Raw genomic sequence first — 22,649 nt, 5'->3', positions numbered from 1 at the left:
AAGGTTTGACCGCTAGATTCCAGCCCATACACGCTTTTTCGAGGCACCGTCATGAGCAAAAATCCCGACCCTTGCGAATCCCTGATGCTGGATAACCAGCTGTGTTTCGCCCTGCACTCCACTTCGCTGCTGATGACCAAGGTCTACAAGCCGCTGCTGCAAGCCCTCGGCCTGACCTATCCGCAGTACCTGGCCATGATGGTGCTGTGGGAAGAGGATGGCTTGACCGTGGGCGAAATCAGCAGCCGCCTGCTCACTGATCCGGGCTCGCTGACGCCGTTGCTCAAGCGCCTGGAGGCCGAAGGCCTGCTCAGCCGCACCCGCAGCCGCGAAGATGAACGTGTGGTGGTGGTGGAACTGACCCAGGCAGGCCGTGCGTTGCAGGAAAAGGCCATGGGGATTCCGCAATGCATCCTCGGCGCCAGCGGGTTGGAGCTGGAGCAGTTGCGCAAGCTGCAGGGTGATTTGATTGCCTTGCGCAGTAACCTGCAAGGCGCCATCTAACAACATTCACGCACTAAAAATGTGGGAGCGGGCTTGCTCGCGAAAGCGCAGTGTCAGTCGACTGATTTATTGACTGATTCACCGCTTTCGCGAGCAAGCCCGCTCCCACATTTGCTTGTGTGGCGCGTCAGGGAATTACGCTTCACAAACTATTTTCAAAATTTATCTTGCGCACTAAACATTAGCGCTATACATTCACCCCACCAACTACTTAGCGCGCAAATATTTAGCGCTAACAAACCAAGAGGAAGACCCCATGCAAACGCTCTATACCGCAGTATCCACCGCCACCGGCGGCCGTGATGGTCGTGCTGTTTCCAGCGACAACATCCTCGACGTGAAACTCTCTACCCCCAAAGAACTGGGCGGCGCCGGCGGCCAGGCCACCAACCCTGAGCAACTGTTCGCTGCCGGTTACTCGGCCTGCTTTATCGGCGCGCTGAAGTTCGTCGCCAGCCAGACCAAACGCAAAATCCCCGATGACGCCTCGATCACTGCCCACGTCGGCATCGGTCAAATCCCCGGTGGTTTCGGCCTGGATATCGACCTGAACATCAACCTGCCGGGCCTGGCTCAAGACGACGCGCAAAGCCTGGTCGATGCTGCCCACCAAGTCTGCCCGTACTCCAACGCCACCCGTGGCAACGTCGATGTGCGCCTGCACGTGACTGTCTGATGACCTTTGCCGCCCCAGGAGAAGAACATGAACACAATTGGTAAAGCACTCACCGGCACCCTGCTCGCCCTGTCGATCAACACCGCCTTCGCCGCCACCGGCGACGTCGAGCACACCACCCAGGCCTTCCTGGATGTGTTGAATGCCGGCACCGGCAAACCCATGGAGCAGCTGACGCCCAAGGAGGCTCGTGCAGTGCTGACCGGCGCCCAGGCGGGTGTGAAGTTGAGCTTGCCCAAGGCTGATGTGAGCCAGAAGACCATTCAGGTCGACGGCCAGCCGCTGGACCTGACCATCGTGCGACCAGCCGGGGTCAAGGGCACATTGCCGGTGTTTATGTTCTTCCACGGTGGCGGCTGGGTGCTGGGGGACTACCCCACTCATGAGCGCCTGGTACGGGACTTGGTGGTGGGTTCGGGGGCTGTCGCCGTCTTCGTCAACTACACGCCGTCGCCGGAAGCGCACTACCCGGTGGCGATCAACCAAGCCTACGGCGCAACCAAATGGGTGGCTGAGCACGGCAAAGAGATCAATGTCGATGGCCAGCGCCTGGCGGTAGCGGGCAACAGCGTTGGCGGCAATATGGCGGCGGTGGTGAGCCTGATGGCCAAAGACAAGGGCACACCGGCGATCAAATTCCAGTTGTTGTTGTGGCCGGTGACAGACGCCAACTTCGACACGGGCTCTTACAACCAGTTTGCCGAAGGGCACTTCCTCACTCGCAACATGATGAAGTGGTTCTGGGACAACTACACCACCGACGCCAACCAGCGCGCCGAGATCTACGCGTCGCCGCTGCGGGCCACTACCGCGCAACTCAAGGGCTTGCCGCCCGCGCTGGTGCAAACTGCCGGGTCCGATGTGCTGCGTGACGAAGGCGAAGCCTACGCCCGCAAGCTGGATCAAGCCGGCGTACCGGTGACCGCCGTGCGCTACAACGGCATGATCCACGACTACGGTTTGCTCAACGTGGTCAGCCAGGTGCCGGAAGTACGTTCGGCCCTGCTGCAAGCATCGCAAGAACTCAAGCAACACCTGAAATAAAAGCCACGCCCACAAAAAAGCCCGACTCAAGGTCGGGCTTTTTTTCGTATCGGCGGGGCCAGAATTACTTCTTGGCGCGACCTTTGTACGAACCACCTTCGCGGGTGTCGATCTCGATCATGTCGTCGATTTCGATGAAATCGGCCACTTGCAGCTCAGTACCGTTAGCCAGTTTGGCAGGCTTCATTACTTTGCCGGAAGTGTCGCCGCGAGCGGAACCTTCGGTGTAGGCAACCTTACGTACGATGGTGGTCGGCAGCTCTACGGAAACCAGGCGCTCTTCGAAGAAGATCGCTTCGCAGATATCTTCCATGCCTTCTTCCACGAACGGCAGAACGGCTTCGATGTCTTCAGCGTTCAGCTCGTACATGGTGTAGTCGGACGTGTCCATGAACGTGTAGGTGTCGCCGCTGATGAAGGACAGGGTCGCTTCTTTGCGGTCGAGGATCACGTCGTCCAGTTTGTCATCGGCGCTGTAGACGATCTCGGTCTTGTAACCGGTCAGCAGGTTCTTCAGCTTGGTCTTCATGATTGCGCTGTTACGACCAGACTTGGTGAACTCAGCTTTCTGAACCAGCCAAGGGTCGTTTTCGAGACGGATCACTGTACCGGGTTTCAGTTCTTTACCAGTTTTCATTGCGTATATCCGAAATTTGGATGGGGTTTACAAAAATCAAGGTGGCGTATCATATCCAACTTTCATAAAACTGTACCAGCGCCGTCGCAAGATCGGCCTGCAAGCCTTGTTCCAGACACCACGCCTGGGCGTTTTGACACACCTCTGGCCAGTGTTCCAGCAGCATTTTCCACGGATGTGCCATATCGCCATCAGCGTTCCAGGCCTGCCAGAGTGCGACCACAGCCACTTTGGCGGCTGGCGATAAGCCGGCGGTGTACAGCGCCAGAAAGGCATCGAGCTTGTCCAGGTGGATGTCTTCGTCCTGACGATAGATGTGCCACAGCAAGGGCCGCCCGGCCCATTGGGCGCGCACGAACGAGTCCTCGCCGCGCACGGCGTTGAAATCGCAACACCACAGCAGGCGGTCATATTGCTCCTGGCGTACGAACGGCAGCACCTGCACGGTCAGGGCTTTGCGCTGATGAACAGCCCCCGCCGCCAACCCTTCCACACCCAGCCAACGCTGCACATCGCCGAGGATGCGCCCTTCTGGCACCAACAGATGAGTGGCACGCCCGTCCGTCGCCAACACGTCCAACCAACTGGCGAGCCCGGCATTTTCGTAGGCGAACAACGACATCAAACGCGTACCCGCTGCTGGAAATACGCCGAGCGCTTGCAGGAATTGTTGCTGGGCGGCTGGATCCTGCTGAAAAGCCTGACGGTGCTCTAACAACCCGCCTTCGCGCAAAAGCCCCCCCGTGCCGGGACGAAAGCCAGGGAAAAAGAAGTACTTTTGCACACCCTTGAACTTCACCGACGGCAGGCGATGGCAGCCCACCACCCAGTCTTCGGCGCTCAGGTAATCCAGGTTCATCCACAACGGCGTGCGTTCGCGCGCGGCCATGGCTTCCATATAGTCAGGTGGCAATTGGCAAGCGAACGCAGCGATCACCACATCGGCCGATGGCGTGTCGCGCCACTGCGCCGGCCAATGGCACACCTCCACGCCTGCCTGCCACTGCTGGTCCCGTTGCACATCAATCTCTGGGCACATGCGCTCGAAGGCGCGCAGGTCATCGACCCACAAGCGCACTTCACAGGCGTGCTCCACCACCAATTGCCGGGCCAGGCGCCAGGTCACGCCGATGTCGCCGTAGTTGTCGACGACGCTGCAAAAAATATCCCAGCGGGGTTTCATTCCGGGCTCCAACGCTCAAAGGCTCGATTGTCCGCATAAATGCGCCGATGCAGAAGGCTTGATCGCGATTATTCTGCACAGTGGCTGTGCGACAATCGCCGCCACGCCGTCAATGCCTGCCAGGAGGCCATCATGTCTGATCGTTCGTTGTCACTATTCAAGCTCAGTGTTGCTGTGGCGTTCGGCCTATGGCTGGGGTTTATCGCCATTGTGCTGACCACCTGGCTGGCGTCGCGCTACCTGTTCCCGCAAAGCCTCGCACCCGTGGCCCAGGCGGTGCAGCAATTGGGCAAGCCTGCCGCCGTTGTCGCGCCGGAGCCGCCGAACCGCATGTTCGAGCAGTACCAAGAGAACCTTCGCAAGCAGGAACAGCAGCAAACCCTGGACCAGGCGCGCAACAACGCGCGCAACCTGGCCAACCCCAAATGCCAGTTCTGGCTGCAACAAGATCAGAACGCGCCCAATGAAAAGAGCAAGGCGAATGTCCTGCAATTCTGCGATTGATGACCATGAATAAGCACGCCGTCCTCCAGTTGATCCTGGAAAAACTCACCGTCGACCTCGGCATCGCCCAGCGTGCCGCGCAGACCGCCTACGAAACCGCGACCCACGAAGAAAACATCGCCGAAAACAAATACGACACCTTGGGCCTGGAGGCCTCCTACCTGGCGGCCGGGCAAGCCAAGCGGGTCGAGGAAATCAAGCAGTCGGTGGCGCTGTGCCAGAACCTGCAGCTACGCCCTTACGATGAGCAACGCGGCGTAGAAGTCGGCACGCTGCTGGGCCTGGAAGACGAAAACGGTCGCCAGCAATGGCTGTTTTTGGCGCCGGATGCGGCAGGCTTGAAGGTCGATGTGGTTGGGCAACCGGTGACCGTCATCACCCCACGCTCGCCCCTGGGCAAAAGCCTGCTGGGCAAGTTCGAAGGGGATGAGGTGGAGATTCTGGTGGCAGGCGCCCGGCAACACTTTGCGGTTACCGAGGCCAAATAAACCACTCAGTGGACGGGCAATTCTACGCCGTCAAACAGCTCTTCCAGTTCTTGCTTATCGTGGCACTGGATCGCCTTGGCCATGACTTCGCGGGTCAGGTGCGGCGCGAACTTCTCGATGAAATCGCACATGAAACCGCGCAGGAATGTACCGCGACGGAAACCGATCTTGGTCACGCTGGACTCGAACAGCTCGCTGGCGTCGAGGACCACCAGGTCCTTGTCGAGGTTGGTGTCGACCGCCATCTTGGCGACAATGCCCACACCCAGGCCCAGGCGCACGTAAGTCTTGATCACGTCGGCGTCGGCGGCGGTGAACACCACTTTTGGCGTGAGGCCGCGATGGCTGAAGGCTTCGTCGAGCTTGGAACGGCCGGTGAAACCGAACACGTAGGTCACGATCGGGTATTCGGCCAAGGCTTCCAGGGTCAGTTTCGGCAACTTGGCCAGCGGGTGGCCCTGGGGCACGACGACGCAACGGTTCCAGCGGTAGCACGGCATCATCACCAGGTCACCGAACAGCTCCAGCGCTTCGGTGGCGATGGCGAAATCGACGGTGCCGTCAGCGGCCATCTCGGCGATCTGCATCGGCGAACCCTGGTGCATGTGCAGGGCGACGTCCGGGTATTGCTTGATGAAATCGCGGATCACCGGCGGCAAGGCATAACGCGCCTGGGTGTGGGTGGTGGCAATCGACAGGGTGCCTTTTTTCTCGTTGGAGAATTCCTGGGCGATCTGCTTGATGCTTTCGACTTTACGCAGGATCTCGCCGGCGGTGGTGATGATGCGCTCGCCGGCCGGGGTGACGCGGGTCAGGTGCTTGCCGCTGCGCGCGAATACTTCAACGCCCAGCTCGTCTTCGAGCAGGCGGATCTGCTTGCTGATACCGGGTTGCGAGGTGTAGAGGCTTTGAGCGGTAGCGGAAACGTTGAGGTCGTGGTGCGCCACTTCCCAGATGTAGCGCAGTTGTTGAAGCTTCATATGTGTCCCTCAAAGCAAATAGACGCCACGGGTATCAGCGACGGTATATAACTATATTAAAGGTCAGACAGATAAATCTAGAACTTTTTATCGTTTTTACCGCTCAACCATCATCACTGCGCCTGCGCTGCAGCGACGGCACCATATAAACCGGCACTGTCGCCAGTTGCAGCACCCGCGCAGCCGTGCGCCCAAGCGGTGTGGCGGCCGCGGTTGCGTGGCTGTGACTTCCTACGATCAGCAGGTCGACGGAAAGTTTACGCAGTTGGTCGAGAATCACCTCGCACGGGTCCCCCTGGATCACCCGCACCGAGCGAATCAATTTCAAGTCTTGCTCCCCTTCCCCCAACTCCTCGCGAAAACTGTCCAGCACTCGCTGCTCGATCGTCGCCATCACCGTGGTCAGCCCCTGGCTCTGCCATTCACTCAGGGCCTTCTCATCAAGGTAGCTCTGCAACACCGATTCGGCGAACAGCCCAATCGGCTCGACCGCGTGAATCACATACAAATCCGCCTTGAACGTTCGGGCCAGCGCCAGCGCATGTTGCATGACATAAGGCGCATACAGGCCGAGATCCGTGGCATACAACATCGAACGAATCATAGAACCTCCTGGACTGCCAGGATGGCGGGGATTGAATGAGCTTAGCAGCGCCTACGGGAGTTCGACTGATTAGCGCTCGGTGTGGATTTTCAACTCATTACTGATGCCATGGGGCACATGCCCGGTGGCGACCACCTCCCTGGCTTTCTCGCAATGACCGGCCTGGTCATCGAAAAATACATCGGCGGCAAACGCCTCCAGAAACGCTGATTTCTCCAGGCCGCCGAGGAACAACGACTCGTCCAGGCGGATATCCCATTCGCGCAGGGTGCGAATCACCCGCTCGTGGGACGGCGCCGAACGCGCGGTGACCAACGCTGTGCGGATCGGGCACGCCTCGTCTGCGAACTCACTCTGCAACACGTTAAGCGCCGCCAGGAACCCCTTGAACGGGCCACCGTGCAACGGCTGGCGCGCCGACTCGCGCTCGCTGGCCAGGAATGCCTCCAATCCGCCCGACTGGTACACACGTTCGGACTCGTCGGAGAACAGCACCGCATCACCGTCGAACGCAATGCGCAGTTCTTCACTCGACGCCCGATGCGGGCCGCCCGACAGAATCGTCGCCGCGGCAAAACCGGCATCCAGAGCACTGCGCACATCGTCCGCATGGGTCGACAGAAACAGGTGGCAACCAAACGCGGCCAGGTAAGGATAGGGGCTGCGCCCGCCGACAAAAGCGGCACGGGAAATATCCAGGCCGTAATGCTGGATCGAGTTGAACACGCGCAAACCGGTGTCGGCGCTGTTGCGCGATACCAGCACCACCTCGACGCGGGCACGGCCCAGGCTGGCGTTAAGGCTCAAGAGTTTCTTGACCAGCGGGAAGGCATCGCCGGGCTCAAGGGTTTCTTCCTCGTGTTCGATCTGGTACTTGCGGTAAGCCTCCACCCCTTCGGCCAGGTAGACCTTGTGGCTGTCACTCAGGTCGAACAGTGCCCGCGACGAAATCGCCAGCACCAGCTTGTCGCCCAATCCCTTTGCCATGGTGTTCCCCCCGAATCAGCGCCCGAATCAGCGATTGTGCCGATCAATAAAACTCAAGGCCTGGTACAGCGCCTGCATGCGTGGCAGTTCGCACCCTGCGGCCTTCGCAGCGGCCAATGGCCGGGCGTAGATCGCCGCCAGCTCCAGCGGGCGTTTGTGCACGTGGTCGTGGTACATGCTGGGCAGGTAGTCGTCCATGGTTTCGGTCATGGCGAACATCTGCTCGGCGTAGCTGGCAGGAATTTCATGGCCACAGGCATGGGCGCCCTTCACCACTTCGGCCATCAGTGCCTGGATCAACTCGCGGCTGGATTCATCGGCCATCATTGCAGTGGTGCCGCTGCCCAGCAGTACGCAGAGGCCGTTGTACGGCACATTCCACACCAATTTGTGCCAGCGGGCCAGGTGCACGTTGGCCATGGCCTGGGATTCAATACCGGCCTGGTGAAACAGCGCGGCGCCCTCTTCGACAATCGCCTGCTGGCGAGCCTCATCGTTGGCCGCCGTGCCACTGTGATAGCCCAGATTGACCCGGCCCAAGGCCTGATGCTCAACGACGCCCGGCGCGGCGCGGTGCACGCCGATGTAGCAAAGCCCGCCCAGCAAGTGCAGCGACGCCGGCAGGTGTTCACGCAGGCTGTCTTCGACGTCGAGGCCATTTTGCAACAACACCACCTTGGCGTCCGGCGCTGCGACTTGAGCGATGGTCGGCGCCAGGTCCACGTTGCCGGTGGATTTGGTGCCTACCAGCAACCAATCACACGCCGGCATATCCGCCGCACGTGCATAGGCCTGCACCGGGTGCAGGTGCAACTTGCCATGCAGCGTACTGTTGAGGTGAAGCCCGTGCTCGCTGACCGCTGCGTATTCACTGCGCAACAGAAAGTGCACATCGAAACCGGCACGCGCGAGCATCACGCCGTAAAACCCACCGATAGCACCGGTGCCGATAATGCCTATGCGTGGCGACGGGGATGCAACTGCGGTCATGGCAAATCCTCTGGTGTGCGGGTGAGTGCTTGATTCACGGCTTCGGCAAGGTCGGCATGGGTAAGACGCGTCTGTAATTGCCCAAGGAATTGACCCTCGCACACGAGGAACAACGCGGGCAAATGAAAGATCTGGTAGCGCTCGACCGCACCGCCGTTGTGCCCGGCATCCACCCAGCACACGCGATCGACCGGCAAGCGCCAGCCGGGCAGTTGTTGGCGCGCCCAGCGGCAACTGGAACAACCGACACTGGTAAACACCAGAAGCGAAATACCTGGCAATCCCAGCAATTGCTGGTCAATATCCAGGTCAGTCAATTCCAGTTCCTTCACTATACTGCTGCCACCGCCGTCAACTGGACGGTGCTCGGAGTCCGTGTACATGGGTCGTTTTTTACCTCACCCTGATGATGTCGCTGTCGAGTTAATCCAACGTCCCGCTCCCGCCATTCCCCGCCAACGCCTGCACACTATCGGCCTGGGCGGCGTCGCCTGCAATTGCCCGCGTGCCTGGCGGCCGGGCACGGCGGTTGATTTGCACATCCCCTCGCTGGGCGCCAGCGCCCGTTATCCGGGCTATGTAGCCTGGTGCCGCAGAGTCGAAAATGGCTATCGCATCGGTATTTCTTTTACCGATGAACACGCCTTGTTCGGTGCGCGAATGGGCGAGCAAGTGTGCCAGATCGAACGCTACTGCCGCCTGCAAGAACACGCAGAGCCCACGCCTGTGCAACTCGAAGCCATGGCTCGCGAATGGGTTGCACGCCATGCCAGTGAGTTCTCCCACGAGGCTGTTGTGGCGCCAGCACTGGATTAAAGCCGGCTTTGCCCATTGTCGCGGGCCCGCATTACGCGCTAAGGTTCCTCCCCCCTGCATTCAAATCATGCTGTGCCCGCCGCACGGGGATGGCTGGCGGCCGGCACCCGTGACCCTGGCGAGTAACACGATGGCTGATTTACCGATCAATGACCTAAACGTCGAATCCAACGAGACCCTGATCACACCCGATCAGCTCAAGCGCGAAATCCCCCTGAGTGACGCTGCCCTGCAGACCGTGACCAAGGGCCGCGAAGTCATCCGTGACATTCTCGACGGCACCGACCACCGCCTCTTTGTGGTGATCGGCCCATGCTCGATCCACGACCTCAAGGCTGCCCACGAATACGCCGAACGCCTCAAGGTGCTGGCGGCTGAAGTGTCCGACACCTTGTACCTGGTGATGCGCGTCTATTTCGAGAAACCGCGCACCACTGTCGGCTGGAAAGGCTTGATCAACGACCCGTACCTGGACGACTCGTTCAAGATCCAGGATGGTTTGCACATCGGTCGTCAGTTGCTGCTGGACCTGGCCGAAATGGGCCTGCCTACCGCCACCGAAGCCCTCGACCCGATCTCCCCGCAGTACCTGCAGGACCTGATCAGCTGGTCGGCCATCGGTGCGCGCACCACCGAATCCCAGACTCACCGCGAAATGGCGTCTGGCCTGTCTTCGGCCGTGGGTTTCAAGAACGGCACCGACGGCGGCCTGACAGTCGCGATCAACGCGCTGCAATCGGTGTCCAGCCCGCACCGCTTCCTGGGTATCAACCAGGAAGGTGGCGTGTCCATCGTCACCACCAAGGGCAACGCCTATGGCCACGTGGTATTGCGCGGCGGCAACGGTAAGCCCAACTATGATTCGGTCAGCGTTGCGCTGTGCGAGCAGGCGCTGAACAAGGCCAAGATCAAGCCGAACATCATGGTCGACTGCAGCCACGCCAACTCCAACAAGGACCCGGCCCTGCAGCCGCTGGTGATGGAAAACGTCGCCAACCAGATTCTTGAGGGCAACCAGTCGATTATCGGCTTGATGGTCGAGAGTCATCTGAACTGGGGTTGCCAGGCGATTCCAAAAGACCTGGCCGACTTGCAATACGGCGTGTCGATCACCGATGCGTGCATCGATTGGTCCGCCACCGAGACCACCCTGCGCAGCATGCACGCCAAGCTCAAGGACGTATTGCCCACACGCAAACGCACCTGAACCCGTACCTGATTTGCGCACACAAAAACGCCGGGCTAAACCCGGCGTTTTTTATTGGCTGCTGATTACTTACAGCTTCGCGGCATGGCGCTGGTGGCGCTCCATGTAGCGCTCTACGTAAGAGCACGAAGGGATGACTGTGTAGCCGGCCTCTTCGGCGAACTTCAAGGCCTCTTCGGTCAACGCCGCCGCAATGCCACGGCCGCGCAATGCATTGGGCACGAAGGTGCGATAGATATCCAGGGTCTGTTTACCGAGGTCCATATAGGTCAGATAGGCACGATGACCGTCCACATTGGTCTCGAACTGATGACCAGCCTGGTCATGGTGGATGGACAACGCCTCGCTCATCACTACTCCTCGCGGGTCTTGGAATTGGACCCCTACCTTACCGATGTTTTTCCGGCGAAGGAACATCTACGCCACCCCGTGCCGGTTTCGACAACGAGAAAACCTATAGCGCTCACAACCAGCACGTAGGGAATAGTAGGCACCAATCCTGCGATAGCTCAAGGCGCACTCGTCATCCCCTGCCGCTGGAGGTTACACAAAGGGCTCCGATCAATCGGTGATCGATAGCCTGAACATTGCCGGCAGTTGAAGCTTGAGACGAACTGCCGCTCTTAAAGTCACCTCTACATGCGCAAAAGATGCCGGGTGAGGTAAAGGCCAAGTGAAAAAAAGTGTCAACGTCGATATATAAATCTTTACCGGTTTACCCGGCCCGACACATGCAGGCCGGACCTTTCAGCTTCGATCCAGTTCCCACCAAAATGAAAAAAGCTGGATAGTTTTTATACAAACCTCCTAAAGATTAGCCAAAATAGATTCGGCACAAGAATTTTTTTTGCTTCTTGCGCTACGTCAGTTTACTTACTACAAGTAATGAGTAGTATGTACGCCGGCTATCAGCTCACTCTGAGAAAGTAGCCATTTAATAGAAAGTCCTTGAAGGGGAACACGATGAACAACGTTCTGAAATTCTCTGCTCTGGCTCTGGCCGCAGTTCTGGCTACCGGTTGCAGCAGCGTCTCCAAAGAAACCGAAGCTCGTCTGACTGCAACTGAAGACGCAGCAGCTCGCTCCCAGGCTCGTGCAGACGAAGCCTACCGTAAAGCTGATGAAGCTCTGGCTGCTGCTCAAAAAGCACAACAGACTGCTGACGAAGCTAACGAGCGCGCTCTGCGCATGCTTGAAAAAGCAAGCCGCAAGTAATAATCCCTCGGGGTTGTTATCAAGCCGATCCATTCTTGGGTCGGCTTTTTTATTGCTCGAATTTTGCCCTTCCCCCTCTATGAGAGCGGGCTTGCCCGCGAAGGTCGTGAACGATGACGCGGGCCTGCAGGTTGAACGCCGCGCCGTGGAATCGCAGGCAATAAAAAAACCGCTCCGGCGCAATTCCGGAGCGGGTTATAGACCCGGCAGGCTTACTGCTGCAGGTCGACTGGCGTGCTGGACACCACTGGCGCGTTGCCGCCCGGCACACCAATTTCCGTGGGCAGGCCATCTTCGGCCGCCACCACGTCACGCACTTGATCCCAGTTAACCCGCAGGCTGTTGGCCAGGTCTTCGCGCTTGAGCAAGGCATTGATGACCGCGGTGTGCTTGTCGACCACTGACGGTGTGCCGTCGTCGTTCAGCGGCGTATGCGCTTCAAGGTAGACCTTGCCGCCACTGCTGCCGAACTTGTAGGCATCGTTGATGATGCGCACCGAAGTGCCTACCGGCACCATGCCGGCCATTTCCAGCACATTGTTGTTAAACATGCGGAAGCAGCCGTGGCTTGTACGCGTGCCGATACCAAATTTCATGTTGGAACCGTGGATCAAGTAGCCCGGCGTGCCCAAGGTGAACTTGAACGGCCCCAGCGGATTGTCCGGACCGGCCGGCACCACGTTAGGCAGCGGGTCACCATTGGCAGCATGCTCGGCCTTGATGGACGCAGGCGGCGTCCAAGTGGGGTTCGGCGTCTTCGCGATAATGCTGGTGTGGGCAATAGGCGAACCCCAGCCTTCTCGGCCAATGCCCAGCGGGAACGTGTAAACCACGTTCTGGCCCTTGGGATAGTAGTAGAGACGGTATTCCGCCAGGTTGATCACGATGCCTTCGCGGGGGCCAGGCGGCAGGATAAACCGCGTGGGCAGCACGATATCGGTGCCCGCACCGGGCAACCAGGCATCAACGCCAGGGTTGGCCGCGACCATTTCCGAATAGCCCAGGTCATAGGTCGTACCGAGGTCAGCAAAGGTGTCTTCGTACTTGGCCTTGATCACCTGGACCTGGCCAACGATGTCTTCGCCCGGCGGCGGCAGGGGCAACTGCAAGGCTGACGCCGAACCGGCTGCACAGAGTGCAGCGAGAGACAGGCAGCAGGTAACGACGGAAAGGCGCGACAACATCCGGAAAATCCTTCGCAGAACGACGGGTAGGAAAAAACTGATTGTATACGCGAAGCGCGCTTCAAGCATCAGCTGCCCCGCTGCTATTCGAAGCGCAGCTCCGGCCAGATAAGCGGCGTGCCGCGCTTTTGCGATTCGAGAATGGCCCGGCACAGCGGGCACAGCCGCTGGTCCTGGAAGATCGCGCGATCCACCGACGACCAGCGCGGTTGCGCCGGCAGCAACGTGCCGCAGAGCGTGCGGTCAATCGAGCCGCCAAGCTCCAGTTGACGCGCAACCAGATGCACCCGGACTTCCTGGCAGGCGAACAGATCCAGCTGCTCGTCAGGCTCGATCAGTTGGTAGTTGAACAGGGACCAGGCAGGGCGCGACATCGGGGGCTCCAGATCGGGGGGGCGCCACCTTAGCCGAAAGCCTGCCGGTAGAAAAGCGTCATAGCAGCGGTTTTAGCGTCGGCCAGACATTTTCCAGCAACTTGCCCTGCGCGCCGACCGCCGGGTGCAACTGATCAGCCTGCATCAGCTCCGGATGACCGCCCACGCCCTCAAGGAAAAACGGCACCAACGGGATGCTTTTTTCCTTGGCCAGGGCCCCGTAGACCTCGGCAAACGCCGTGGTGTATTTCGGGCCGTAATTGGGCGGCAATTGCATGCCCAGCAACAGCACCTTGGCACCGCCGGCCTTGGACTTGTCGATCATCGACGCAAGATTTTGTTTCAATTGCGCTGGCGGCTGCCCACGCAGGCCATCGTTACCGCCCAACTCAAGGATCACCAGGTCCGGCTTATGCTCTGCAAGCGCCGCCGGCAGCCGCGCGAGGCCCCCTGCGCTGGTGTCGCCACTGATGGAAGCGTTGACCACTTTATCGTCAAAACCTTCCTGCTTGAGCCGTTGCTCCAGCAAGGCCACCCACCCTTTGCTGGTATCCAGGCCGAAACCGGCACTGATACTATCGCCAACGATCAGGACTGTACCCGCCGCTGCGTTCTGGGCCATGCACATCAAGGCCAGGCCAGCACTCAAAAACCACATTCGCATCGGATTCTCCATGGGCGCAAGCATTCTCACCGCGCGGAACCTTAGCAAAGTGGTTCCCAGCGCGGAAGGTGAACTGACTATCCTGCACGAACTCAGCCTGGAACTGAACAAGGGCGATAGCCTGGCTATCGTCGGCAGCTCCGGTTCCGGTAAATCCACCCTCCTCGGCCTGCTGGCCGGCCTCGACCTGCCCAGCAGCGGTGAAGTCACGCTCGCCGGGCAAGCCTTGAGTGTGCTCGACGAAGACCAGCGCGCGCGCATACGCGCTGAGCACGTGGGCTTCGTCTTCCAATCATTTCAGCTGCTCGACAGCCTCAATGCCCTGGAAAACGTGATGCTGCCGCTGGAGCTGGACGGTCGCAAAGACGCCCGCGAGCGCGCCAGGCACCTGCTGGAGCGCGTCGGCCTGGGCCAACGCCTCACCCACTCGCCCCGCCAGCTTTCCGGAGGCGAGCAACAGCGAGTAGCCATTGCCCGGGCATTTGCCGCCGAGCCGGACGTGCTGTTTGCCGATGAACCCACCGGCAACCTCGACAGCCACACCGGCGAGCGTATCAGCGACCTGCTGTTCGAACTCAACAAAGAGAGCGGCACGACCCTGGTGCTGGTGACCCACGACGAGCGCCTGGCCCACCGTTGCCGACGCCTGATCCGCCTTGAAGCCGGCCTGATGGTCGCGCCCCTGGAGCCTTGATGGCACGTTTGCCGCTGTTGCGCCTGTTCAGCCTTGCCATGCGTCAATTGCTGCGCGATGCCCGCGCCGGCGAGTTGCGCGTGTTGTTCTTCGCCCTCGTGGTGGCAGTGGCTGCCAGTACGGCCATCGGCTACTTCGGCGCACGCCTCAACGGCGCCATGCTGTTGCGTGCCACCGAGTTCCTCGGTGCCGACCTGGTGCTCGAAGGCAGCTCGCCGGCCCGGCCCGAGCAAATCAAATCCGGCAGTGAGTTAGGCCTGGATCACGCACGCATCGTCGAGTTCTCCAGCGTCATTGCCACGGATAACGGCATCCAGCTTTCCAGTATCAAGGCGGTCAACGAGCAATACCCGCTGCGTGGCGAGCTGAAAAGTGCCACAGAGCCCTTCGGCACAGAAACACCTGGAGGCGGCCCGAAGCCCGGCGAAGCCTGGGTAGAAGCACGGCTGCTGACGGCGCTGGACCTGAAAGTCGGCGACAACATCGATGTCGGCATGAAAACCCTGCGCCTGACTCACATACTGACGTACGAGCCCGATCGCGCCGGCAACTTCTACAGCCTTACGCCACGGGTGATGATCAACCTGGCGGACCTGGACGCTACCGGCGTGGTGCAGCCCGGCAGCCGCGTGAGCTATCGTGAACTGTGGCGCGCGCCTCAAGGCAGTACGGCGCTGCAAACCTATCGCGACCTGGTCAAGCCGGGGCTTGCCGCCAACCAGCGCTTGCAGGATTCGCGCGACGGCAACCAACAGATCGGCGGCGCCCTGGGCAAAGCCGAACGCTACCTGAACATGGCCAGCCTCGTCGCAGTGCTACTGGCCGGCGTGGCCGTGGCACTGTCGGCCAACCGGTTTGCCAGCCGCCGCTTCGACGCCAGTGCGCTGCTGCGCTGCCTGGGTTTGTCACGCCGCGAAGCGATGCTGCTGTTCAGCCTGCAACTGAGCGCACTGGGCCTGGCGGCGAGCCTGGCCGGCGCCCTGCTCGGCTGGCTCGCACAGTTTGGCCTGTTCTATTTTCTGCACGATCTGCTGCCGTCAGACGTGCCGCCCGGCGGGCTGCTGCCAGCGGTTGCAGGCATCGGCACCGGGCTTGTCGCCCTCGCCGGCTTCGCCCTGCCACCCTTGGCGGCGCTGGGCCGCGTACCACCGCTACGGGTATTACGGCGTGACTTGCTGCCGATCCCTTCCAGTACCTGGATGGTGTATGGCGCGGCGCTGTTCGCGCTCGGCCTGATCATGTGGCGACTGAGCCTCGACCTGGTATTGACCTTCGCTTTACTGGGCGGCGGTGTAGTAGCGGCGCTGATCCTCGGCGGCTTGCTGCTGTTGTTGCTGCAAAGCCTGCGGCGCTTGTTGGCGCGCGCTTCCCTGCCCTGGCGCCTGGGCTTGGGTCAATTGCTGCGTCATCCGTTGGCAGCGGCTGGGCAGTCCCTGGCGTTTGGCTTGATCCTGTTGTCCATGGGTTTGATCGCCCTGCTGCGCGGTGAGTTACTCGACACATGGCAAAACCAGTTGCCCAAGGACGCCCCCAACTATTTCGCCCTGAACATCCTGCCGGCCGACAAGGATGCCTTTGGCGCCCGCCTGCTGGACGTGCAGGCTCAAGCAGCGCCGCTGTACCCGGTGGTGCCGGGCCGCTTGATCAGCATCAATGGCGAACCCGTGCAGCAGCTTGTCAGCAAAGACTCCAGCGGCGACCGTGCGGTGCAGCGTGACTTGAGCCTGACCTGGGCGGCCGACCTGCCACCGGGCAACGTCTTGACCGCAGGTTCCTGGTGGTCGCAGCAACCGAGCGATGAAATCCCAGGCGTGTCGGTGGAAGCCAAGGTCGCCGAAAGCCTGAAGCTCAAGCTGAACGATCATCTGGTGTTCACCATTGGTGGGGAGAACCGCGAAGCGCGCGTCACCAGCCTGCGGACGATCAACTGGGATAACTTCCAGCCCAACTTCTTCATGATCTTCCAACCGGGCACCTTGAAGGACCTGCCCGCGACCTACCTGACCAGCTTCTACCTGGCGCCTGGCCATGACCAGCAGATCGTCGACCTGTCCCGAGCGTTTCCGGCCGTTACGATCCTGCAGGTCGAGGCCTTGCTGGAGCAGTTGCGCAGCATCCTCGCCCAAGTAACCCTGGCGGTGGAATACGTGCTGCTATTCGTGTTGGCAGCGGGCATGGCGGTGCTGTTTTCCGGCTTGCAGGCCACCCTGGATGAACGTATTCGCCAAGGCGCGCTGTTACGTGCGCTGGGTGCGGAGCGCAAGTTGCTGGTCAAGGCGCGACGCATCGAGTTTGGCCTGCTCGGCGCGGTCAGTGGCCTGCTGGCGGCACTGGGCACGGAGCTGGTGACCTGGGTGCTGTACCGTTACGCGTTTGACCTGGCCTGGCACCCTCACCCGTGGCTGTTACTGCTGCCGGTAATCGGTGCCGTGCTGATCGGCGGTGCCGGGGTTTTCGGTACGCGTCGCGCACTGAACGCCAGCCCGCTGACGGTATTGCGCGAGGGCTGAAACGGCCGATGGCCGGCACGCGATATCACGTGCCGGCCATCGTCTACTTCACATATTCAATAGCGGTAATCCACCAGCACACTTCGCCGTTCGGGGTCTGCACGATAGCTTCATCGTCAACTTCCTTGCGCAGCAGAGCGCGTGCCATGGGTGAGTCGATGGAGATGTAGTCCATGCGCTCATAAATTTCGTCATAGCCGACAATACGGAAACGCTTGGTCTCGCCCTGCTCGTTTTCGATATCGACCCAGGCACCGAAGAACACCTTTCCTTCCTGCTCGGGCATGTACTCCACCACCCGCATATCTTCCAGCCGCTTGCGCAAATAGCGTACCCGCCGATCAATCTCACGCAGCAGCTTCTTGTTGTATTGGTAATCCGCGTTCTCGCTGCGATCCCCCAGAGAAGCCGCCCAGGTCACCTTGCGGGTGGTGTCCGGACGTTTTTCACGCCACAGGTAATCCAGCTCTTTTTTCAGTGCTTCATGACCTTCTTTGGTAATCAGCTTGGTACTCAAACGCATGCATCCCCAGGCAATGTCCAATGGTGCCGATACGCCATGGCCTCATGCTTTGGCGTCGGCTGGCAGGGGTTGATGATAAATGAACCCAGGAAAGTAGCCAGGTCGCAGAGCGCATCGATTTACGCCTGGCCATCCAAGGTTTGATCCAGCTCAAGGAGCACGCCCCGCACACGCTGTCGCATACTCGACAATTGCGACATCGCCAACGTCAACTGCTCGGTCTTCTGACTAACTTCGGCTTGTTGGCTCAGCAGCTGTGCTGCACGCTGCTCCAGCTCACGGCTCTTTTGGCTAATGTCCATTCGTTGGTGCTGCAGCTGCGTATCGCGTTGCTCCAACTCTGCGCCCTTCTGATCCAATTCTCCTTGCGCCTGCTGCAGCCGAGCCTGCCACTGCTCAAGCGCCTCTTCACGCTCGATGACCACGAGTTTTTGTTGCGTCAGCTCCTGGGCGACCTTGGCGAGGGTGGTCAGCGTGCTGTCAACTTCGATCATCGCTGCGTGTTCCATCGGGGCGGGGCGTTTCAGCGGCGCGGGCTCCTCAGGTTGAAACTGAGCTTGTGCAGGCTGCGCGCTGAACTCGACCTTCTCCTTCGCCTGCACTACCTCATCCGCCTGCGCTATCGCGATGGGAGCGTCCGACGGTTCGTCAACAACAGGCTCGTTTACGGGCTCAGCGGGCTTGGGTTTATTTGAGGTCCTGGGCGGCGAGACCATTTGCGACGAGAAGCGAATGGACGGCACGATCAACGAAGCACTCTCGATCGCAGGCAACGCAGGCGCAGACATGCCCAAGGTGATCACCTTCATCACCAATGCCTTCTTGATGATCATTGAGTGATGATCTTCTGGCCTGGCAGGCGGTAACTTGCAACCTTTCAAATCAATGAAATGAAAAGGGATCGAAGTGTCGATGACCGCGCCCGTCTTAGTGCCGGATGCCGCCGCTGTCATCAGAATTTGCTTAAAAACTTGCATGGCTATTTGCAAGTCTTCCTTGGATTCAACACCGCCCAGAAAGTACCGATCGAGCTTCTTACGTAGCGCAGCGATATAGACCCTGGAATTACCCGGCTCGGTCTCTTCATCCAGGCTATAGACCAGAAAGTTTGAGTCGGTTTGCGCGACAGCAAACCCGCAGAGCAGCGCACCGTTGACCGGCGCATCCTGACCGCTGTGTTCAAGAACTAGAGTGCGTAGAAGCATCATGGCAAACAAGCCTCATTAAAAGAGTAAACCTTACATAAAGACCGGAAAAAATCCGGCGATCAATAAGCCTCGGAAACAACGCAATTGTTTCAGCAAGTTATCCATTTTGACGTAGGAACTATCTGATAAACATGTCCCCACGTTCCCAATTCAAATGATTGAACGTAACCTTTCAACGCTCAACCGTTCATGACGGGCATACTTTCATACGCTGTGCAAAACTTATTCGGTAAAAAAATGCTCGAGATAAGCAGCCTGACAAAGTACCAGGGCAAAAGAAAAGTAATTACCGATCTCTCGTTTTGCGCCCAACGCCAGGAATGCATAGGCCTGTTCGGCGAGGATGGCGCAGGTAAAACAACACTGCTGAATTTGATAGCCGGATTGGTGAAACCCTCTGGCGGGCATATCAGTATTCAAGGGTTCAACCCTCAAACCCACCCGCTTCACGCAAGAAGAGCCCTCGGTTATCAACTGCAGGACGGCCTCAGCCATCACACGATGTCCGTCAAGGGCGTGCTGAATTTCATTGCAGCTATTCGAGGGTTCAGCGGAGCGGAAAAACGCAGCCGGGTAGATCGGGCAGCCATGCGCCTGGAGTTGTCACGCGTGCTCAACGCCCCCATCGATACGCTCTCCTTGGGCTTGAGGCGCAAAGTAGCTATCGCCCAAGCGATCCTGCATACACCCAGCCTGCTGTTGCTGGATGAACCGACTGAGGGAATGGCGACGGACCAACGGCTCAAGTTCAGGACACTGATCCAATCCTTGACCGAAGAAATGGCGGTCATCGTCGCGTCCCGGCACTGCAATGAGCTGTCCAGTGTCTGCACACGCGCTCTGGTTATCGCTGGGGGTCGCTTGATGGCGGACACCTCACTGCCAGAGTTGCGACGTAACTCGCGGCATTTCCAAGCCGTCACCCTGGCCGCAGAAACGCCCCTGGATTTACTTGCACTGGCCGTATTGCCCGGCGTAGCAGGTATCGAAGAGGACCGGCATGCACCCGGCACGGTGACTGTTCTCGCCATGCCGGGGCACAACATCTATCCCGCTATAAACGCACTCATTGCCAGCCGCGGCTGGAACATAACTTCTCTAAATCTGGAGCCTGGGCGCCTGAACGAAGTTGTTCACCATCTGAGCCAAGAGGTATCCCCTTGAAACTGCTGCCCGTCATTTTCAAACGCCAGCTCACCAGTTTTGCCGGCACGCCAAGCACGTACCTGAGTGTTGCTGCTTTTCTGGTGCTGTGCGCAGCACTTGGGGTGTATACAAGCCAGTGGATGCAACGCGACAGCGGCAACTTGCAGGTGTTTTTCCAGTTACACCCCTGGCTCTATTTGCTGCTGATTCCCACGTTATCCACGCAACTATGGGCGGACGAACGTAACGCCGGCCTGCGCGACGTCATGAACACTCTGCCCATCACCACCTTCGACCGTGTGATCGGAAAATTTCTGGCCGCCTGGGTCGTGTGCGGTATCGCGCTGATCCTGACTTTTCCTGTAGTGATCGTCGCCAACTACTTGGGCGCTGCGGACAATATTGTTATCACTTCACAATTCCTGGCGAGCTGGTTGCTGGCGGGCAGCTATCTATCGGTCGGCTGTTTTATTTGTGCCCTGACGCACCGGCGCGTGGTTATTTTTCTAATGACCCTGGGCTTGCTGCTGATCGCCAGTGGACTTTCTTCAGTCCTGGATGCCCTTGAGCATCAGGCTCCCATCTGGGCGATCGACAGTTTGATCGCGCTTAACCCCCTCTCGCGTTTCGGCACTATCGACAACGGCAAACTGACACTCCATGACAGTTTGTATTTTATCAGCATGATCGTTGCGTTTCTTTCGGCAACGACTGTCACCCTCAACTACAAAACCAGTTGAGAAGGAAGCAACGCATGCGATCCGTTCTTCGTACGGGGATGACACTTACGGTCATACTGCTACTTTTCCTGGCGTTTAATCTGACCTGGGTGAATAACATCCCCAATTTACGCTGGGATCTTTCACAACAAAAAATTCATACGTTGTCGCCCCCTGCACGACAATTACTCACCACACTTGAACACCCGCTGGACCTTTATTACTTCAACTCAAGCAATGACCCGAAAAAGAGCCAAGCGTTAAAACGCTATGGCGAGCGAGTAGAAGACCTGCTCAAAGAGTACGAAAAAGCGGCAAAAGGCATGATTAACCTGCACCTCATTGACCCAGGACCTTATTCAGAGGATGCCTACAAAGCCGGCTTGTTCGGCCTTGACGACACACAAGGTTTTCTGGGACTCATAGGCACCCGTGCAGGCCAGGCCGCACAACGTATCGACGTATTCCATCTCGACGACGAGCCATTGCTTGAGTATGAAATCAGCCACCTGATCTACAAGTTGATGCACCCCGAGCGCCCCACTGTGGGCCTTCTATCCGGGCTTTCATTGAACCAGCCGGCCGGGCACGTCGTGGAGCAAATGCAGCGGCATTTCAACCTTGTTGAGCTGGCTTCGAACACCGAACACATCCCACCCTCAATCGGAACGCTGATGGTGGTGCATCCTCGTGCGCTACCGGAAGCAACCCTGTACGCGCTTGAGCAGTTTGTATTGAGCGGTGCCAAACTGATGATGTTTATCGACCCGATGAGTGAGACGCAGACGAGCGCGGCACCGACAGGGTCGAGGCTGGATGGGCTGCTTACCGCGTGGGGCATACAGATGCCAACGGACAAGCTACTGGTCGATAATCTCTACGCCTCATCGGCCTCATTCGGCCCTGGCGAGCCCACCGTACTGCATCCGGCCAGGCTAAACCTGCCACGGCAGGCGATGACCGGTAATGACATCAGCGCCTGGAAACTCGACTCAGTGATCGTCTCAAGCAGCGGCGCACTGTCTCGGCTAAGAAAAAGCCGTACGACACTCACCCCGCTGCTGCAAAGCTCCAGGCAATCTGCGCTGCTGGACACGAAGCGTTTTGCATCAGCGACCGTGTTCGACTCACTGATCGATGAGGCGCCCATTCCCAGGCAACGCCAGGTGATAGCCGCTCGCCTCGATGGGCCAGCCTACTCCGCCTTTCCCGACGGTATGAACGGGAACGCGGCCGGTTTGCAAAAGGCCGCAAACATCCAGGTGGTAGTGGTCGCCGACACGGACTTACTCATGGACACCGTCATCAATTCGGCGCCCAACAGCAATCTGTCGTTTGTGTTGAATACCCTGGATAACCTGGCGGCTCCCGATGTTCTCGCGAACATTCGACCACGTGCAGTAGCCGGCGAACCGCTCAACCCGTTGGAGTACATGCGCGAGGCTGCCGCACAGACTTATGCGCAAAAATCGGCTGAACTTGAACGACGCCTCGAACGAACAGAGCAGGAGTGGCAACGGTTGAATCCGCCAAACTCAAGCGTCGGCACTCAAGCGGTGGATAGCAATACCCAGTTGCAAGCGCTGAACAAGGAACGCCTGCGACTGCCCATGGAGCTGCATGCCCTCAAAGTCGAGGCTTACCAGCAAGTGAATCAAGCGGAACGCCACCTGAAGCTGCTGATTATTGCCGCGGTGCCGCTGCTGTTATGCCTGATCGCCTGGGCCGTTTTTATATACCAGTGCCGACGTCGATCATCCGCTGCCGCTTTACCTCGCTGAGCAATCAACAG

26 protein-coding genes are annotated in these 22,649 nt (G+C 59.1%); 13 read left to right on the top strand and 13 right to left on the bottom strand.

The window, feature by feature from the left end; genetic code table 11:
• The first annotated feature begins 51 nt into the window (after window positions 1-51).
• From ACA065_RS09155 to ACA065_RS09145, 3 genes are all read left to right on the top strand, one after another.
• The gene (locus ACA065_RS09155) at window positions 52-504 is read left to right on the top strand and encodes a MarR family winged helix-turn-helix transcriptional regulator (protein ID WP_497694228.1); all 453 of its coding nucleotides are present in this window, start codon (window positions 52-54) and stop codon (window positions 502-504) included.
• A gap of 256 nt (window positions 505-760) precedes the next feature.
• On the top strand, window positions 761-1,180 hold the full coding sequence (locus tag ACA065_RS09150) for an organic hydroperoxide resistance protein (protein ID WP_497694227.1): 420 nt from the start codon (window positions 761-763) through the stop codon (window positions 1,178-1,180).
• A gap of 27 nt (window positions 1,181-1,207) precedes the next feature.
• The gene (locus tag ACA065_RS09145; protein ID WP_497694226.1) at window positions 1,208-2,224 is read left to right on the top strand and encodes an alpha/beta hydrolase; all 1,017 of its coding nucleotides are present in this window, start codon (window positions 1,208-1,210) and stop codon (window positions 2,222-2,224) included.
• Window positions 2,225-2,288: 64 nt separating this feature from the next.
• Here the strand turns inward: ACA065_RS09145 and ACA065_RS09140 are convergent, their stop codons facing one another.
• Both ACA065_RS09140 and earP read right to left on the bottom strand, forming a co-directional pair.
• Window positions 2,289-2,861, bottom strand: a complete 573-nt coding sequence (locus tag ACA065_RS09140) for an elongation factor P (protein ID WP_497694225.1) — start codon at window positions 2,859-2,861, stop codon at window positions 2,289-2,291.
• Window positions 2,862-2,910: 49 nt separating this feature from the next.
• Entirely contained in the window at window positions 2,911-4,044 is a 1,134-nt protein-coding gene (gene earP / locus ACA065_RS09135) for an elongation factor P maturation arginine rhamnosyltransferase EarP (RefSeq protein WP_497694224.1), read from the bottom strand.
• Between the two features lie 132 nt (window positions 4,045-4,176).
• Here earP and ACA065_RS09130 point away from each other — a divergent pair, with 132 nt between their 5' ends.
• Both ACA065_RS09130 and ACA065_RS09125 read left to right on the top strand, forming a co-directional pair.
• Window positions 4,177-4,548: a hypothetical protein gene (locus tag ACA065_RS09130; protein WP_497694223.1), complete on the top strand. Its 372-nt coding sequence runs from the start codon at window positions 4,177-4,179 to the stop codon at window positions 4,546-4,548.
• A 5-nt stretch (window positions 4,549-4,553) separates the two neighbouring features.
• A complete protein-coding gene (locus tag ACA065_RS09125) occupies window positions 4,554-5,036 on the top strand; it encodes a GreA/GreB family elongation factor (RefSeq protein WP_497694222.1) in 483 nt (160 codons plus the stop codon).
• 5 nt (window positions 5,037-5,041) lie between these two features.
• Here ACA065_RS09125 and cysB read toward each other — a convergent pair whose 3' ends face one another.
• From cysB to ACA065_RS09100, 5 genes are all read right to left on the bottom strand, one after another.
• Complete coding sequence (cysB, locus tag ACA065_RS09120) at window positions 5,042-6,016, bottom strand: HTH-type transcriptional regulator CysB (protein ID WP_497694221.1); 975 nt, start codon at window positions 6,014-6,016, stop codon at window positions 5,042-5,044.
• A gap of 103 nt (window positions 6,017-6,119) precedes the next feature.
• Window positions 6,120-6,620 (bottom strand): universal stress protein, encoded by a 501-nt coding sequence (locus ACA065_RS09115; protein WP_497694220.1) that lies wholly within the window; start codon window positions 6,618-6,620, stop codon window positions 6,120-6,122.
• 69 nt (window positions 6,621-6,689) lie between these two features.
• Window positions 6,690-7,607 carry a 5'-nucleotidase gene (locus tag ACA065_RS09110; protein ID WP_497694219.1) on the bottom strand — a complete coding sequence of 306 codons (918 nt, stop codon included), beginning with the start codon at window positions 7,605-7,607 and terminating at the stop codon, window positions 6,690-6,692.
• Window positions 7,608-7,634: 27 nt separating this feature from the next.
• Window positions 7,635-8,597: a putative 2-dehydropantoate 2-reductase gene (locus tag ACA065_RS09105; protein ID WP_497694218.1), complete on the bottom strand. Its 963-nt coding sequence runs from the start codon at window positions 8,595-8,597 to the stop codon at window positions 7,635-7,637.
• A complete protein-coding gene (locus ACA065_RS09100; protein ID WP_497694217.1) occupies window positions 8,594-8,980 on the bottom strand; it encodes a YbbN family protein in 387 nt (128 codons plus the stop codon). Before ACA065_RS09100 ends, ACA065_RS09105 begins: the two co-directional genes overlap by 4 nt.
• Between ACA065_RS09100 and ACA065_RS09095 the strand changes: the two genes are divergently transcribed.
• Window positions 8,979-9,413, top strand: a complete 435-nt coding sequence (locus ACA065_RS09095; RefSeq protein ID WP_497694216.1) for a PilZ domain-containing protein — start codon at window positions 8,979-8,981, stop codon at window positions 9,411-9,413. The genes ACA065_RS09100 and ACA065_RS09095 overlap by 2 nt on opposite strands.
• Window positions 9,414-9,543: 130 nt before the next feature.
• Entirely contained in the window at window positions 9,544-10,620 is a 1,077-nt protein-coding gene (locus tag ACA065_RS09090) for a 3-deoxy-7-phosphoheptulonate synthase (RefSeq protein WP_497694215.1), read from the top strand.
• Window positions 10,621-10,689: 69 nt separating this feature from the next.
• Here the strand turns inward: ACA065_RS09090 and ACA065_RS09085 are convergent, their stop codons facing one another.
• On the bottom strand, window positions 10,690-10,971 hold the full coding sequence (locus ACA065_RS09085) for a GNAT family N-acetyltransferase (RefSeq protein WP_003189869.1): 282 nt from the start codon (window positions 10,969-10,971) through the stop codon (window positions 10,690-10,692).
• Between the two features lie 612 nt (window positions 10,972-11,583).
• On the opposite strand from ACA065_RS09085, the gene oprI reads away from it, so the two are divergent.
• Window positions 11,584-11,835 (top strand): outer membrane lipoprotei OprI, encoded by a 252-nt coding sequence (gene oprI / locus ACA065_RS09080; RefSeq protein ID WP_003172710.1) that lies wholly within the window; start codon window positions 11,584-11,586, stop codon window positions 11,833-11,835.
• Between the two features lie 212 nt (window positions 11,836-12,047).
• On the opposite strand, the gene ACA065_RS09075 is transcribed toward oprI, so the two are convergent.
• The 3 genes from ACA065_RS09075 to ACA065_RS09065 all read right to left on the bottom strand — a co-directional run bounded on the left by ACA065_RS09075 (window position 12,048) and on the right by ACA065_RS09065 (window position 14,057).
• Complete coding sequence (locus ACA065_RS09075; RefSeq protein WP_497694214.1) at window positions 12,048-13,019, bottom strand: L,D-transpeptidase family protein; 972 nt, start codon at window positions 13,017-13,019, stop codon at window positions 12,048-12,050.
• A gap of 83 nt (window positions 13,020-13,102) precedes the next feature.
• The gene (locus tag ACA065_RS09070; protein ID WP_017136142.1) at window positions 13,103-13,393 is read right to left on the bottom strand and encodes a hypothetical protein; all 291 of its coding nucleotides are present in this window, start codon (window positions 13,391-13,393) and stop codon (window positions 13,103-13,105) included.
• Window positions 13,394-13,451: 58 nt separating this feature from the next.
• Window positions 13,452-14,057 carry an arylesterase gene (locus ACA065_RS09065; protein ID WP_497694213.1) on the bottom strand — a complete coding sequence of 202 codons (606 nt, stop codon included), beginning with the start codon at window positions 14,055-14,057 and terminating at the stop codon, window positions 13,452-13,454.
• 10 nt (window positions 14,058-14,067) lie between these two features.
• Between ACA065_RS09065 and ACA065_RS09060 the strand changes: the two genes are divergently transcribed.
• Both ACA065_RS09060 and ACA065_RS09055 read left to right on the top strand, forming a co-directional pair.
• Window positions 14,068-14,751, top strand: coding sequence for an ABC transporter ATP-binding protein (locus ACA065_RS09060; protein WP_497694212.1), 684 nt, complete (start codon window positions 14,068-14,070; stop codon window positions 14,749-14,751).
• Complete coding sequence (locus ACA065_RS09055) at window positions 14,751-17,261, top strand: ABC transporter permease (protein ID WP_497694211.1); 2,511 nt, start codon at window positions 14,751-14,753, stop codon at window positions 17,259-17,261. The genes ACA065_RS09060 and ACA065_RS09055 overlap by 1 nt, the downstream gene beginning before the upstream one ends.
• A gap of 43 nt (window positions 17,262-17,304) precedes the next feature.
• Here ACA065_RS09055 and greB read toward each other — a convergent pair whose 3' ends face one another.
• A complete protein-coding gene (greB, locus tag ACA065_RS09050; RefSeq protein WP_159933607.1) occupies window positions 17,305-17,778 on the bottom strand; it encodes a transcription elongation factor GreB in 474 nt (157 codons plus the stop codon).
• 125 nt (window positions 17,779-17,903) lie between these two features.
• Entirely contained in the window at window positions 17,904-18,992 is a 1,089-nt protein-coding gene (locus ACA065_RS09045) for a hypothetical protein (protein ID WP_497694210.1), read from the bottom strand.
• 237 nt (window positions 18,993-19,229) lie between these two features.
• On the opposite strand from ACA065_RS09045, the gene ACA065_RS09040 reads away from it, so the two are divergent.
• From ACA065_RS09040 to ACA065_RS09030, 3 genes are read left to right on the top strand one after another with little or no spacing between them, the layout of a single operon-like run.
• The gene (locus ACA065_RS09040) at window positions 19,230-20,156 is read left to right on the top strand and encodes an ABC transporter ATP-binding protein (RefSeq protein ID WP_497695319.1); all 927 of its coding nucleotides are present in this window, start codon (window positions 19,230-19,232) and stop codon (window positions 20,154-20,156) included.
• Entirely contained in the window at window positions 20,153-20,878 is a 726-nt protein-coding gene (locus ACA065_RS09035; RefSeq protein ID WP_497694209.1) for an ABC-2 transporter permease, read from the top strand. Before ACA065_RS09040 ends, ACA065_RS09035 begins: the two co-directional genes overlap by 4 nt.
• Before the next feature lie 14 nt (window positions 20,879-20,892).
• Window positions 20,893-22,638: a Gldg family protein gene (locus ACA065_RS09030; RefSeq protein ID WP_497694208.1), complete on the top strand. Its 1,746-nt coding sequence runs from the start codon at window positions 20,893-20,895 to the stop codon at window positions 22,636-22,638.
• Window positions 22,639-22,649 lie beyond the last annotated feature (11 nt).

The organism is Pseudomonas sp. LBUM1640, from assembly GCF_059716225.1.
The sequence above is the reverse complement of the archived record's forward strand: the minus strand, read 5'-3'. Positions and strand labels throughout refer to the sequence as shown.